The sequence below is a fragment of the Arthrobacter sp. MA-N2 genome (assembly GCF_000517125.1).
Taxonomy (GTDB): Bacteria; Actinomycetota; Actinomycetes; order Actinomycetales; family Micrococcaceae; genus Arthrobacter; species Arthrobacter methylotrophus.
This window is the reverse complement of sequence record NZ_KI912155.1, coordinates 3,515,492-3,530,295: the sequence shown is the minus strand read 5'-3', so window position 1 is coordinate 3,530,295 and position 14,804 is coordinate 3,515,492. Positions and strand designations below refer to the sequence as shown.

The window sequence follows — 14,804 nt, the reverse complement described above, 5'->3', positions numbered from 1 at the left end:
TTCTGCGGGTGGCTCAGCTGTTCTTGCGAAGGAATGCCGAGACCGGTGCCGCCAGGGACGCCCCGATGTCCGCCGCGCTCTTCTTGACCCCGGCGCGTTCAAAGGAATGGTTGCCACCGTCCCACCACTCGATGGAGGCGGCGGGGCCGATTCGGGCCACGACGTTTTCGAGGAGCTGCGGAGTCGCGAAGGTATCCCGGGTGCCTTGGAGGAACAGCATCGGCAGCGTGAGTCCATACAGGTGCTCGTCGCGGAGCTTCTCCGGTTTCCCTGGCGGGTGCAACGGGTAACCGAGGTAGACGAGTCCGGACGCAGGCATGCCCTCGGCGACGGCCATCGACGCCATGCGACCGCCGAAAGACTTTCCCGCAGCCCATTGAGGTTCGCCCTCTGAACGGGACGCCGCTAATTCCATGGCGGCTCGCCAGGCAGCGATCGCCGCAGGCGGCCGGTCGGGGAATCTCTTGCCGGCTTCCCGGTAGGGGAAATTGAAGCGCAAGGTCGCGACGCCGTCGTCGTTCAATGCGCGGGCGAGGCCTTCGAGGAAGGGATGCTCCATGCCCGCCCCGGCTCCGTGGGCGAGCACGAGGGTTGCGAACGGTTTGTCGGGCCGGGCGTAGATACCGGAAACCCGGGTGCTTTCAGTGCCTTCAGCGTCTTCAGTGCCTTCAGTGTCTTCGGTGTCCATCGTGATACGGGTTTCGGCGGCGTCCATGCTCACTCGAAGCGTGAGGGATCGCCGGTCCCGTGCCGCACCACTTCCGCGGTGCCGCTGGAGAAGTCCACCACGGTTGTGGGTTCCGCGCCGCAGTCGCCGGAATCGATCACCGCATCCACCAGGTTGTCCAAGCGTTCCTTGATTTCCCAGCCTTGGGTCAAGGGTTCTTCTTCGTCGGGGAGTAGCAACGTGCTGGAGAGGAGCGGCTCGCCGAGTTCGGCCAGCAGGGCTTGGACGAAGTTATGGTCGGGAATGCGCACGCCTACCGTCTTTTTCTTGGGGTGCAGGAGCCTGCGCGGGACTTCCTTGGTGGCGGGCAGGATGAACGTGTAGCTGCCCGGGGTGACGGCCTTGATGCTCCGGAAGACGTCGTTGTCGATCATGACGAATTGGCCAAGCTGCGCGAAGTCTTTGCAGACCAGTGTGAAGTGGTGTTTGTTATCGAGCTTGCGGATCGCGCGGATCCGATCGAGGGCCTCCCTGTTGCCTATTTGGGCGCCGAGTGCGTAGCAGGAATCGGTGGGGTACGCGATCAGTCCGCCGGACTGCAGGATGTTCACCACCTGGGCAATTGCGCGTGGTTGGGGGTCCTGGGGGTGGACGTCGAAGAATCTTGCCATGCCATGAGCTTACGGGCACGCCGTACTTCAGGACAGGACATCCTTGCTCGTGAACTTGCCATAGGCCACAGCGCCGGCAGCCACAATGTAGCCCGCTTGCAGTAAAGCGTTGTCTCCGAAGCTCGTCCAGGAGATGGGTTGGCGCAGCAAGTCTGCGAAACCGAGCCAGTAGTGGCTGAACAGCCACGGGTGCAGCCAGTCCAATTGCGGTAGATTGTCGGCCACCTGCGACACCACGGACAGCACAACGGTTGTTGCCATGGCTCCGACAGGGACGTCGGTAAAGGTGGAGATTGCCAGCCCGATAGCGGAGAGCCCGAGCAACGACACGGCAATATAGGCGGAGATCAGCAAGGAACGCACCACGGATTGCCCGACGTCGATCGTGTCGCCGGAGAGCAGCGTGACGGGACCCACCGGGAAGAGTGCGACGCCGGCCAGCGCACCGGCGGCGGCCACCGTCAGGGTTGCTGCCAGGCAGAACGCCACCGCGGCTGCGTATTTGATGAGCAACAACCGCACTCGTCCCGCCGGCGCCACGAGCAAGTATCTGAGCGTGCCGAGATTCGCCTCTCCTGCAATCGTGTCGCCCGCCACTACCCCGACAGTGAGGGGCAGAAACAAGGGAACGGAAACGATCATCGCCGTCACGCCGACGAAGAGCCCGTTTTGGGTGATGCGGTCCAGGAACGGTGGCCCGCGACCCGGAGGGACAGGATGCGAGCTCAGCTTGACCGCAGCGGCAATGAGGACGGGAATCGCTGCGAGCGCCAGCAGCATGGCCCATGTCCGCAGCCGCCTGAACAGGACCGAGAGCTCCGAGGCCAGGAGCGACCATGAGCTGGATGGCCGGGCGCTTGGAGGCCCGGCGCCGGGATTGCCGGGGAAGGGTTCGGTTCCGCGTTCAGCCAGCAATGTCGAAGCCCTCTCCGGTGAGCGAGACGAAGCGCTCCTCCAGGCTGGCGTTTTCCACGCCGAATCCCCGGACCCGGACGCCGTCCGACACGAGGGCAGCCACAATGTCCTCGGGAACCACAGTGCTGCCCGGCGGCCCGGTGCTCACGAGGCTCTGGCCATCGGGACCGGACGAGCCGGAAGGAGCAGCTGACAGTTCCGGCCGCAAGCCCAAACGGGACAGGATACGGACAGCGGCCTCAACATCGGGCGTATGGAGCCGGATCGTGGCCTTTCCCGCGGCGCGGAGATCGTGGAGGGTTCCTTGCGCCACGAGTTTACCCACACTCATGACGCCTACATGTGTGCACATCTGCTCCACTTCCGCCAGGAGATGGCTGGAAACGAACACTGTGGTGCCACCGTCGGCAAGGGAGCGGACCAGGCTGCGCACCTCGCGGGTCCCTTGTGGATCAAGGCCGTTGCTTGGTTCGTCCAGGACGAGCAGTTCCCTCGGCCGCAGCAGTGCGTGGGCGATCCCGAGGCGTTGTTTCATCCCGAGGGAGTAGGCGCGGACCTTCTTGCCTGCAGCGTGTGTCAACCCCACCCTCTCGAGGGCCTCCTCCACACGTGCCGCCCGGGTTCGGGGGGAAGCGTGCAGATCGGCGCTGTCCAATCGCCGAAGATTCGCGGCCCCGGACAGGAAAGGGTAGAAGGCCGGTCCTTCCACCAACGAGCCGACGTGGGGCAGGACTGTTGCCAAGTGGCGCGGCATTTCGCCGCCAAGAACCCGGATGTGGCCACTCGTGGCGGCTGCCAGACCAAGCAGTAGGCGGATGGTGGTGGTCTTGCCCGAGCCGTTGGGACCGAGGAATCCAAAGACCGAACCATGGGGAACTGCCAAGTCGATTCCGTCGACGGCGTTCCGGTGGCCGAAGCGCTTGCTGAGGCCTTGTGTTTCTATCGCCAGTTGCGCTGGCGGGGATCCCTCCGTCATGAGGCGGCGGCTGCGGCCTGCAACCGCTCAAGGGGCACCATTCCCGCGAAGACGCGGCCGTCGTCGAGCATCAAAACACTCACCAAGCTGGTGGTCACCGCCCGGCCTCCCGGCACGGCCTGGCTGAGCTGGGCCGTCATGGGAGCGGCACGGACGTCGGTGGGCATGGTGCCTGCCGGCAACGCGACTACCGCGTCCCAGCCGCTGCCTGTGATCGACGGCTGGCCTGTTGCTGCTTTGGTTTGCGGCCCCTGGCCGGTCTTGGTCTTATCCGGGACTGCACCCATTTGCGGGGTTGCCTTCTCTTCCACGGCGGCACCGCGCGGCGGGGTGAAACTGAACAAGCCGACGTCGGGCGTTGCCAGGCTCACGTCGGTGAAGGCGATCGAGAAGGCCGCTGCGGCCTGGCCCCGGGCCCTGACGTCGACGCCGAGCGGCAGTCCGGAGGCGGAGTCGACGGCGATGGTCACGGAATCGACGAGTGTTCCGGTGCTGCGCGGCTTGATCACCAGCTGGTAGGCGGTGCGGCCGGCCACCGTGGTTCCTTCTCCTACGGTCACTTCGGTGCTCGGCCCGACTGCGGCGAGGAAGTGTTGGGCGACGACGTCAGGCGTGGTCACTCCGGGCGTTGCTGGAGAGTGCAGGGCCGGGCCCTGTTTTGGCTCCGCGGGCAGGGTCATATGCGCCGCGCTGTTGTCGGCCGAGTTGTAGAGCCAGAGATCGGTGCCGTTGCGGACGAGGTCACGCTCGGCGAGCATGTCCATCACTTGGAACCTGGCCTTGGCAGGGCCGTCCATGTAGACCCGGGCCGTGTGTGAGCCGCTCAATAACTCGATGACGGAAGCCGGGCCCTGGGTGGCAGCCGGTCCAGTGGAGGGGAGTTGGGGGAGTCCCAGATCGGAGTTCTGTTGAAGCGTTCCGGACAAAGCACGGACGTCGGAGCGGGCGATCATGGCGATGACTTCTTCGGCCGTCTTGTTCGGCAGGCTCGTCGCCGCCCCCGCTTGATATGAACCAGCCAGGGCCGCCGCAGCAAGGGCCAGGGGAACCACAGCGGCGGGCAACCAACGCAACCAGACGCGGGTCATGGCAACCTCGCGAACCATCCACTACAGGGGAAGTTCATGATTCAAGACTACTCCTGGTGCCGGAGCTGATCACGTGCTTCCGCAAGGTAGGAATCCTGGCCGGTCTATGCAGGAATTCGCAGGAAGCCCGAAATCCGGTCCGCGGCTACATCATCAGGGTGGTCCGAACGAATTCCGCACTAGGCCTTGCATAGGCGGCCCCGAGGCGCTCGAACAAAGCGATTCCGGCCATGCCGGGCCAATCCTCGGGAAGGAATTCCGCTGGTAGCCCGGGATCCAGGTAGGGAATGATCCGCCAGCGGTCGATACACCGGACATATCGGGCGAATGTTCCGGCGGAGGGCCCAGGAGAGGCTCCGCGCGGGCCCCCGACATCGGCCGCTGAGCCATGATGCCCGATGAAGTCGCGATGCAGCTCTGCCACGGCCTCCAAATCCCACCAGGCCGAGGCCGCATCGCGGAGGCTGCCGCCGACCAAGGGGGTCTCCGTGACGAACACCGTAGCCAGGGGGCGCAACTCAAGGTCCGCCAGGATCTCCTCCACTTCCTCGCGGAGCGAATCCGGGCAGATCCACAGGCCGGCTGCCACCGTGCCGCAGCCAATCCAGTGCAACCTCCGCCGGAGTTGGTGCCGCTTTTCCCGCTCGGTTTCCGGGATGGAAAAGGAAATCAGGCACCAAGGGTCTGCGGGTGACATATGGCGGGGGTTGAAGATCCGGCGGTCCCCGCGGGCAAGCATCGCCGCGGCGCCGTCGGTGACCGCGAAGCCGGGAGAACCGTGACGCAGCTGAGGAAGGATGATGTCCTTCTTCTTCAAGCGGGATAAGGCCGTCCGGGTCACAGCCGCGGTAACCCCGAGGGCCTCCATGAGGGCGATGATGTGCCTGGTGGACATCCATCCGCCGGCCTCACGCAGGTACAAGCCGATGACCGTGCGCAGCAACGACGTGGTGCTTCCCGGCCGGGAGTCCATGTCGTCAAGGACGGCACTCACAAGAGTTCGGCGAGGGCGTCACGGATGGCGGTTACGCCCAGCTCAATCTCGGCAAAACTGGTGCTGAGCGGCGAAAGGCCGATCCGCAGACCGTGCGGCGGACGGAAGTCCGGGATGACGCCCTGCTCCCACAGTTTCGGTGTCACTTCGCCGAAGAGGGGATGGTCGACCGTGACGTGGGAGCCCCGCTCCGCCGTGTTGCGCGGGCTGACAATCGCGGCGCCGAGCGGGACCAGCATCTCCTCAGCCAATGCGACCGCGTACTCGGTGAGCTTGATGGATTTCTCCCGGACGGCATCCATGCCGACTGACGCGATCAGTTCCACCATGTCCTTGAGCGGCTGCATGGCGAGCACCGGAGGAGTGCCGGTGATGAAGCTCCGAATGCCTTTGGCCGGTTGGTAGCTTTCTGTCATGCCGAAGGGGTTATCGGCGCCCATCCAACCCCAAATGGGTTGTTGCAGGCGGTCCTGCTGCGATGCGTTCACATAGGCGAAGGCGGGGGAGCCCGGGCCGCCGTTGAGGTATTTGTAAGTGCAACCCACTGCGAGGTCTACGCCCCAGGCGTCCAGTTCGAGGGGAACCGAACCCACCGAATGGCACAGGTCCCAGAGCATGAGCGCCCCGGCGTCCTTCACCATGGCGGTGATCGCCGCGGCATCCGCGAGGAAACCGGAACGGTACGCTACGTGGCTGAGCACGACGACGGCGGTCCGCTCGCTGAGCAGGCCCTCTAAGTCCGTGGTCCGGACACCGGAGGCCGGGTTGGAAGCGAGCCACTTGATGGTGGCGCCCTTTTCGGACGCGATGCCCTCGATGATGAAACGGTCGGTGGGGAAGTTGTCCCGGTCCACCAATATCTCGTTGCGGTCCGGCTGCGCATCCACTGCTGCGCGGATGAGCTTGTAGAGCATCACCGACGTGGAGTCACCCACGGTGACCTGGCCGGGAGCCGCGCCCAGGGTAACGACGCCGATCCGGTCACCGACCGTGGTGGGTTCGTCCATCCATTGCTCGTCCCAGCCGCGGATCAGGCGGCTGCCCCAAGCGTCCTCGACGAACGAAGCCAGCTTGGCCGAGGTGGCCTTGAGAGGGCGCCCGAGCGAGTTCCCGTCAAGGTAAGCGGTGAGCTGGCCGTCCGCCGGGGAATAAAAGGCCTCACGCTGCCCGGCGAGGGGATCGGCGGCGTCGAGTTCTGCCGACGTCGGCCGTTGCGTTTGCTGCGCGCTGTTCATGTCTCTCCTGAAGGAAACCGATGGGGTTGCTGGACGTGCTGGCTTGGCTGGAATTGCTGTTCAGTTGCCGATTTCGGTGCGGACGGCGTAGAGCTCCGGGAAGAAGGTCAAGTCAAGGGCCCGCTTGAGGAAGTCGACGCCTGAGGAGCCGCCCGTGCCCACCTTGAATCCGATGGTTCGCTGCACCGTACGCAGGTGGCGGAAGCGCCAGGCCTGGAAATTGTCCTCGATGTCCACGAGGTCTTCGCATGCTTCGTAGAATCCCCAAGGGGTGTCTTCCGATTCGTAGATCTCTTTGAAGACGGGGACTAGCTCCTTCTGGAACGTCCACGGTTCGCTGGTGTCCCGTTCCAGGATTTGCGGGGGAACTGCGTAGCCCGCCCGCGCGAGCACAGCGAGGAAGGCATCGTAAAGCGTCGGCTCCGCCAAGAGGGTGCTGAGCTGGCTGTGCGCTGCCGGATCGCTCTCGAAGACCCGGAGCATGTCGCGGTTCTTATTGCCCAGCAGGAACTCTACGCCGCGATACTGGTGGGACTGGAACCCTGACGAGCTGCCCAGGAAGCGCCGGAATTCGGAGTACTCGCGCGGTGTCAGGGTGCCAAGGACCGACCATTGTTCCGTCATGGTCCGCTGGATCGCCTTGACCCGTGCGATGCATTTCAGGGCCTTGGCAAGATGGTCCGCATCAAGGAGCCGGCGGGCTTCAAGGAGCTCGTGCAGGACGAGCTTGAGCCATAGCTCGCTCGTTTGATGCTGGATGATGAACAGCAATTCGTCATGGTGTTCAGGGGTGCTCAACGGGTGCTGCGCCGTCAGCAGGCGGTCAAGGTCCAGATACCCGCTGTAGGACATGGCCTGGCTGAAGTCGGTACGGACCGAATCCTCGATGTGCCTGATGCTTTGGGCGGAGTGGCCCGTTGGTTTTTCCATGTCTCGAGCGTATCAGTTATGTGACGAGCGTCAATATAGTGAATTTATGAAAAATCCTGGTTGTTGCGAGCCTTCCTAAGGTTCCTTTTTGTTGCCTGAGTGAACCGCTCGCGAGGTCTATACGTTGTAAAATCGGCAAGGGGGTATGCGGGCTCCAGGAGGCTCCATGTACCAGCAGACAGTCAGCATCCGAGACATATCAGCAGGCAGTCAGCATTCGGAGGTAGTTGGACCAGAACACCGCCTCGGTATCGAACAAAGTGCGCTTCAAGCGCACACAAAACTTCGAGGCCGGGACCTCATAGTGCAGAAATACGGGGGATCCTCCGTGGCCGACGCGGCAGGCATCAAACGCGTGGCTGGGCGGATCGCTGAGACCCGGGCGGCCGGACACCCCTTGGTGGTCGTGGTGTCGGCAATGGGCGACACCACCGACGAGCTTCTTGACTTGGCGGTGTCACTGAGTCCCAGTCCTCCTGCGGACGAGCTTGACACCTTGCTGACCACCGGCGAGCGGATCTCGGTGATGCTCTTGGCGATTGCATTGTCGGACCTGGGGGTTCCGTCCCGGACTTTCAGCGGAAAGAAAGCCGGACTGGTTACCGACGGCGTCCACGGTAAGGCACACATTGTCGACGTCGACCCGCGCCGTATCCGTGCATGCCTGAAGCGCGAAGAAGTTGCGATCGTGGCCGGGTTCCAGGGAAAAGGGCTCAAGAAGAAAGGGGTCACCACGCTGGGCCGGGGCGGTTCAGACATCACTGCGGTAGCCTTGGCCGCCGCCTTGGGCGCCGGGATGTGCGAAATCTACACCGACGTGGACGGCGTTTACACCGCGGACCCCCGCGTCGTTCCCAGGGCACAAAAGATCGACGTCATTTCAAATCCGGCAATGCTGGAACTGGCTGCCTCCGGCTCCAAGGTGCTGCATCCCAGGGGCCTCGAATATGCCAGCCGGTTTGGCGTCCCCCTCCATGTGCGCTCTTCATTCAGCCGTGCAGGGGGAACACTGGTCATGCCCGTTCAGGACCATGGACCCGGCCGTGACCATAAGCCGACATGGGACCATAAGCCCGACTGGGACACGGTTCCGGTTGTGGAGCGGCCAGTGGTCTCCGCGGTTGAGTGTGACTCGTCGATGGCGATGCTGACAGCGGTGGGAGTTGCAAACGTAGCCGGAAAGTCCGCCGAAATATTCAGGATTCTTGCGGATGAGCACGCCTACGTCAGCATGGTCGTCCAGAACTCGTCGTCCGGGAATGCAGGTGGAAGCGATATTTCCCTGGCGCTGGCCCGCCGTGACGGGCACCGTGTGCGGTCGGCCCTCTCCGCATCCCAGGTGGCCATTGGCTTCCGCGGACTTCACTACGACGACGAAGTCGGCAAGTTGTCGCTGATCGGGTTGGGGATGCGCACGGATGCCCAGGTATTTTCCCGGCTCTTCAAAGCCCTGTCGGACGCCGGGGTCAACATCGAGCTGATTTCGACGTCGGACATGCGCATCGATGTCACCATGCGGGCGGCCATGCTTGGGGACGCGAGCCGCGCCGTTCGATCGGCCTTCGGGCTGGAGTATGCCGGGGAGGAGGCCATCACTGCGACTTAGCGGGGCCGCAGCGCCGGCTCCCCTTCTCCCCGTGGCCAAGAGGAACGAACCGCGGTAAGCGCTCAGTCATGGATCCGCCGTGCGGATCCATGGGATAAGGACCTATTGCCATGAACACTCTCCCGCAGCAGGCTACACTGACCTCGGCGCACGTCACCGGACCCCTCCCAGGACCCAGATCCGCCGAAATGTTGGCGCACCAGGAACGCGCCGAATCCAGTGCCAGGACCTACCCGCGGCATCTGCCCATAGCGATCGCCGAAGGCCAAGGGGCCTTTGTCCGGGACATGGACGACAATGTCTTCATCGACTTCCTGTCCGGCGCCGGAGTCTTGTCCCTTGGCCACAGCCATCCAGAACTGGCTGACGTTGTCGCCCGTCAGGTACACAGTTTGAGCCATGGACTTGATTTCCCGACGCCGGCGAAAGACGCCTTCACGCGGGCACAGCTGTCGATGCTCCCTTGGGGACTCGCCGACAGGATGAAGATCCACTTCTGCGGACCGACTGGTGCGAACGCCGTGGATGCTGCCATCAAATTGTGCAAGACGGCTACCGGGCGCGCGGACATTGTGTCATTCCAAGGAGGGTTCCACGGCAGTAGTGCCGCGGGCATGGCGTTGACCGGGCTCGTCGAACAGAAGCGCCCGGTAGCGAACGGCATGCCCGGAGTGCACTTCTTCCCGTTCTCCTACTGCTCCCGGTGCCCGGTTGGCCTGCACCGGGCGACGTGTTCAACCAACTGTGTCCAGTTCCTCGAAAATTCCCTTAAGGACCCCCTCGGAGGCATTCCCCTTCCTGCGGCCGTCATTATGGAAATGGTCCAGGGAGAAGGCGGGGTTGTCCCGGCGACCACGGAATTCGCTCAAACCGTGCGCAGGGTGACCCGGGAGCTGGGGATTCCGTTGATTATCGACGAGATCCAGACCGGGTGCGGCCGTACCGGGACGTGGTTCGCGTTTGAGCAGTTCGGAATCGAGCCCGACGTCATCATCGCTTCCAAGGCCCTCAGCGGAATTGGCCTCCCAGTTGCGCTGATCATCTACAACAAAGACCTGGACTGCTGGCTCCCCGGCGCGCACACGGGCACGTTCCGAGGAAACCAGCTCGCCTTCGCGGCGGGAGCCGCAGCTGTGGAGATTATCCGGCGCGACGATGTTCTCGGCAACGTACGCAGGCGCGGGGAGCAGATAAGCCGGCTATTGAGTCCTTTGGCCGTCAATCGCTGGGTGCGAGAGGTTCGCGGCCGCGGCCTGATGTGGGGAATCGAACTCGCCGATCCGGAGACAGGCCGCCCGGCAGGGGACATGGCCCGTGCAGTTCAACTCAGCGCCCTCGAGTTGGGCCTGATTCTCGAATGCGGCGGCCGGGACGACGCCGTGGTCAGGCTCCTTCCCCCGCTGAACATCACGGAGGAGCTCGTCGAGGCCGCATGCAAGCTCCTGCTGGCCGCTATTACCGAACAGAGTTCCAGAGCGGGTCAAGCGGCTCTTGACAAGCAAGCGGCTCTCGCCGCCAACAAGACAACAGGCGAAGCGGCCCCCTAGGGCCACGACGCCGGGACTCCATTGGAGCGAAGCGTGGGAAGACATGTGGACCAGGGCAGGACCCTCAGCAAAGCGCCCACAAGCGCCAGGGTCAAGGCACACCTCAGGGACAGGACCTTGGTGCTGGTAGGCGCAGAGCAGGGGGCCTCCTCCACCCCGAGGGGTGCCGAAGAGCGCCTTGAGGAGCTCTTCGAAGAACGATGCGACCGGCAGCAAGCCGAAGGCCGCCGTGGCCATCCCGCCGTCGACACAGCGGATGGACCGCTGAGCTATGAAGAAATCGACGTCCGGGCGAACCGGCTCGCCCGCTTTCTCCTGGCCCACCGGGTCAGCCCGGGCGACAGGATCGCACTGCTCTTTGACGACGCGGTGCGGTCCTACATCTGCATGCTGGCCGTCCTCAAGGCCCATGCCGTCTACGTGCCCCTCGACCCGGCGTTTCCCTCGGACAGAATTTCTTATATTGTCGCCGACTCCGACGTAGCCAAGGTCCTGACGGAATCCCGCCTCGCGGACACGCTCCTGCCTGATGCTGCGGCTCGCGCGATGTACCTGGACAAAGCGGACCGGGAAATTTCAGAGTTCGCCCCGTCCCGCCTGGACTGGCCCGCGCCTACTACCTCGGCCGACGGCCTTGCCTACATCATTTACACCTCGGGATCCACCGGAAGGCCAAAGGGGGTAGCCATATCTCACGCGAGCATCTGCCACTTTGTGAGGGTCGCCGCCGACACCTACGGCTACAACGCGGATGACCGGGTTTACCAGGGCATGACCACGGCCTTCGATTTCTCGGTGGAGGAAATCTGGGTGCCTTGGATGGTAGGGGCCACCTTGGTCCCGCGCCCACCCGGGAACAACCTTCTCGGCGCGGATCTTGCCGAGTTCATCAGCGCCCGGAACATCACGGCACTGTGCTGCGTACCTACCCTGCTCGCCACCCTTGACGACGAGGTGCCCGGACTTCGGTTCCTCCTCGTCTCCGGCGAGGCATGTCCCGCCGACCTGGTGGTCCGTTGGCACAGGCCCGGGCGGCGCTTCTTGAATGTCTACGGACCGACCGAAGCGACCGTGACTGCCACCTGGGGCGTAGCCGAGCCAGGAAGGCCCGTGACCTTGGGCAGGCCGCTGCCGGGCTATTCGGCGGTCATCCTGGATCCCGTCCACGATCGTGCTCTGCCTTACGGGGAGCTGGGCGAAATCGGATTGGCGGGCATTGGACTGGCCCGCGGCTATATCAACCGGCCCGAGCTCACCGAAAAGGCCTTCATTCCCGATTTCCTCGGCTTGGCGGACAACCCCTCCCACCGCATATACCGCACCGGCGATCTTGGCAGGTTCAACGAGCGCGATGAGATCGAATACCACGGCCGGACTGACACGCAGGTAAAGGTCCGCGGCTACCGGGTCGAGCTCAGCGAGATCGAGAACGTGCTTCTGCAGATGCCGGGCATGGCGGCGGCCGTCGTCAAGACCTGGGAACCCGAGCCGGGCATGACGGAACTTGTTGCCTATTACACGCTGCACGAAGGCGCAGCAAGAGTGGAGGGAAGCGAAATTCGGACGTGGCTGGGCGAAAGACTCCCGGCGTACATGGTGCCGGGCTATTTCCAGTACCTCCGGAGCATGCCGGTGATGGTCAGCGGCAAGGTGGATCGCAAGAAGCTTCCGGATCCCAGCGGTCCACGCGCAATCAGTACCGACGTCGCCGACACGAGCCCCGCCACGGCGACAGAGGAGCTCCTTGCGCCGGCCCTGGCGGCGGCCCTGCAGCTCAAACGGGTCTCCACCACGGCCAACTTCTTCAACGACCTTGGCGCAAACTCCCTGCTGATGGCGCATTTCTGCGCGAACGTCCGCAAGGCAGCACATTCCCCGTCCGTCTCGATGCGCGATGTCTATGCCCATCCGACCATCGCTGCTTTGGCGGCCGCCCTGGACGCGAATGAAACGAGGTTGTCCCCAGCCCGCGCCGACGACGGCTCGGAAGCCGCGGCGGTGCCCTTCCTCCGTGTCGGGACAGGCCGGTACGTCTTGTGCGGGGCCTTGCAGGCAATCGCCGCGTTGGCTTACGCCTATGTGGCGGTCCTCATTCCTTTCGCCGGCCAACAATGGATTGCGGCGTCCCGGCAGCCCATCGACCTCGTGGGGCGCTCGGCCGGCGTCGGCTCCCTGGCGTTCCTGGTGCTGGCCACCATGCCCGTTGTGCTGAAGTGGGTCCTCATTGGCCGTTGGAAGGCCCAGGAGTTCCCCATCTGGTCCCTGCGCTACATCCGCTTTTGGTTCGTGAAGACCGTTATCAACACAAGCCCCATCCGCATGTTTGTCGGGACACCGGTCTTCCCCTTGTACCTGAAGGCATTGGGGGCCAAGATCGGGCCCCGGGTCACGGTCCTCTCCTCAAAGATTCCGGCCTGCACCGATTTGCTGACGGTGGGCGCGGACACGGTCATCAGGAAGGACTCCACGTTTAACTGCTACCGGGCCCACGCCGGCCGGATCCAGACGGGGTCCGTGACCCTGGGGCGCAACGTTCTGATCGGCGAGCAGTCCGTGCTGGACATCGATACAATCATGGGCGACGACGCCCAATTGGGACACAGCTCGTCACTGCACCGATTCCAAAGCGTTCCCCCTGGCTCCATCTGGAACGGCTCGCCGGCCCAGCCCGCTGGCACAGGCTTCCGCCGGGCGGGGCAGGCCAACAGCGGAACGCGCCGCCGGGCCAGCTTCAGCTTCTGGACGGTCGTCATCCACATGGTGGTGTCCGCCGCCGCACTCGCGGCTCTCGACGTCGTAATCGCCTCGCTCCCTTCAGGCGATACAGACCCGACCCGGCTCAGCTTCTGGACGGCGCTCCTGTTGCTCTCGTTCGTTGTTCTCTTCGGCAGCATCGTTGCCGCCTTCGTCCTTGCAGCCACCCTTCCCAGGCTGCTGGCGCTCGTGCTCGTCCCTGGCAAGGACTACCCGCTCTATGGCGTCCGTTTCGGACTTTTCCGCACCATGCAGCGGCTGACCAACCTCAAGGAACTCCTTAAACTGACCGGCGACAGCTCACTGATCGTGCACTACTTGAAGCTCTTGGGCTACAAACAACCGAATATGGTGCAGACCGGCTCCAACTTCGGCGTCGGGCTGAAGCATGACAGCCCCACCATGATTACCGTCGGCACCGGCACCATGGTCTCGGACGGTCTGTCCATCATCAATGCCGACTACTCGGACACGGCGTTCCGGCTCTCGCCTGCCACCATCGGGACCAAGAGCTTCTTTGGTAACAACATTGCCTATCCCGCCGGGGCTGCCGTGGGCGACAACTGCCTGATAGGGACCAAGACGATGGTGCCGCTGGAGGGTCCGCTCCGCCAAGGGGTCGGCCTCCTGGGGTCGCCGCCGTTTGAAATCCCCCGAACCGTGGACCGCGACAGCAGCTTTGACCGGTTCAGGACAGCCGATGAACTGCGGCGCCGCCTCCCGGCAAAGAACCGGCACAACGCCGTGACAGTGGCCCTCTATCTCCTGGCCCGCTGGGTCGAGCTGTACGTGATCCTCCTCGCGGCGTGGGCAACGCAGACCCTGTTGCCCAACGCAGGGGGCGTCGGCGCCTTGGCGGGGCTGGGGGCCATGATCGTGACCACGAGCGTTCTGACAATCCTCGTGGAGCGGGCATCCCTGGGTTTCGGAAGACTTGCCCCCGTGCTCTGCTCGATCTACGAAGTACCCTTCTGGCGGCATGAACGATTCTGGAAGCTCAGTGCCGGGGGAGTCGTGCAGATGTTCAATGGCACACCGTTCAAACCGGTGATCTGGCGACTGCTGGGGGTCCGCATGGGTAAGAAGGTCTTCGACGACGGCTGTGGCATCCCCGAAAGAACTCTCGTCACCATCGGAGACCACTGCACCCTCAATGCCAACTCCGTGGTGCAATGCCATTCCATGGAGGATGGCGCGTTCAAGCTGGATGCGATCTCTGTCGGCACCGGGTGCACCTTGGGGGTGGGCGCATTCATCCATTACGGCACCACCATGCACGATGGCTCGGAACTCGAAGCCGACTCGTTCCTCATGAAGGGCGAGGACGTCCCCGCCGGTGGTATCTTCGGTGGCAATCCTGCGCGCGAGCTGACCCGGCAAGCCGTACTGCGCTGACACCAGCGCTTGCCTTACGCTGGCCT

11 protein-coding genes are annotated in these 14,804 nt (G+C 63.9%); 3 read left to right on the top strand and 8 right to left on the bottom strand.

Features of this window, described 5'->3' with window-relative positions:
• Positions 1 to 13: 13 nt before the first annotated feature.
• The 8 genes from A3M3_RS0117265 to kynA all read right to left on the bottom strand — a co-directional run bounded on the left by A3M3_RS0117265 (position 14) and on the right by kynA (position 7,476).
• Complete coding sequence (locus A3M3_RS0117265; protein ID WP_028267383.1) at positions 14 to 715, bottom strand: alpha/beta family hydrolase; 702 nt, start codon at positions 713 to 715, stop codon at positions 14 to 16.
• Positions 716 to 717: 2 nt separating this feature from the next.
• Positions 718 to 1,338 carry an L-threonylcarbamoyladenylate synthase gene (locus tag A3M3_RS0117260; RefSeq protein WP_028267382.1) on the bottom strand — a complete coding sequence of 207 codons (621 nt, stop codon included), beginning with the start codon at positions 1,336 to 1,338 and terminating at the stop codon, positions 718 to 720.
• A gap of 27 nt (positions 1,339 to 1,365) precedes the next feature.
• Complete coding sequence (locus A3M3_RS0117255; RefSeq protein WP_035743125.1) at positions 1,366 to 2,250, bottom strand: ABC transporter permease; 885 nt, start codon at positions 2,248 to 2,250, stop codon at positions 1,366 to 1,368.
• The gene (locus A3M3_RS0117250) at positions 2,243 to 3,229 is read right to left on the bottom strand and encodes an ABC transporter ATP-binding protein (RefSeq protein WP_028267380.1); all 987 of its coding nucleotides are present in this window, start codon (positions 3,227 to 3,229) and stop codon (positions 2,243 to 2,245) included. Before A3M3_RS0117250 ends, A3M3_RS0117255 begins: the two co-directional genes overlap by 8 nt.
• Complete coding sequence (locus A3M3_RS0117245) at positions 3,226 to 4,335, bottom strand: LolA family protein (RefSeq protein WP_231497292.1); 1,110 nt, start codon at positions 4,333 to 4,335, stop codon at positions 3,226 to 3,228. Before A3M3_RS0117245 ends, A3M3_RS0117250 begins: the two co-directional genes overlap by 4 nt.
• A 127-nt stretch (positions 4,336 to 4,462) precedes the next feature.
• Complete coding sequence (locus A3M3_RS0117240; protein WP_028267378.1) at positions 4,463 to 5,311, bottom strand: PaaX family transcriptional regulator; 849 nt, start codon at positions 5,309 to 5,311, stop codon at positions 4,463 to 4,465.
• Entirely contained in the window at positions 5,308 to 6,546 is a 1,239-nt protein-coding gene (locus tag A3M3_RS0117235; protein WP_028267377.1) for a kynureninase, read from the bottom strand. Before A3M3_RS0117235 ends, A3M3_RS0117240 begins: the two co-directional genes overlap by 4 nt.
• A 60-nt stretch (positions 6,547 to 6,606) precedes the next feature.
• A complete protein-coding gene (gene kynA, locus A3M3_RS0117230; protein WP_028267376.1) occupies positions 6,607 to 7,476 on the bottom strand; it encodes a tryptophan 2,3-dioxygenase in 870 nt (289 codons plus the stop codon).
• A gap of 166 nt (positions 7,477 to 7,642) precedes the next feature.
• Between kynA and A3M3_RS0117225 the strand changes: the two genes are divergently transcribed.
• From A3M3_RS0117225 to A3M3_RS25700, 3 genes are all read left to right on the top strand, one after another.
• Entirely contained in the window at positions 7,643 to 9,082 is a 1,440-nt protein-coding gene (locus tag A3M3_RS0117225; RefSeq protein ID WP_081736852.1) for an aspartate kinase, read from the top strand.
• A 110-nt stretch (positions 9,083 to 9,192) separates the two neighbouring features.
• Complete coding sequence (locus A3M3_RS25705; protein WP_081736851.1) at positions 9,193 to 10,629, top strand: diaminobutyrate--2-oxoglutarate transaminase family protein; 1,437 nt, start codon at positions 9,193 to 9,195, stop codon at positions 10,627 to 10,629.
• Between the two features lie 33 nt (positions 10,630 to 10,662).
• Positions 10,663 to 14,778 carry a Pls/PosA family non-ribosomal peptide synthetase gene (locus A3M3_RS25700; RefSeq protein WP_231497291.1) on the top strand — a complete coding sequence of 1,372 codons (4,116 nt, stop codon included), beginning with the start codon at positions 10,663 to 10,665 and terminating at the stop codon, positions 14,776 to 14,778.
• The last annotated feature ends 26 nt before the right edge of the window (positions 14,779 to 14,804 follow it).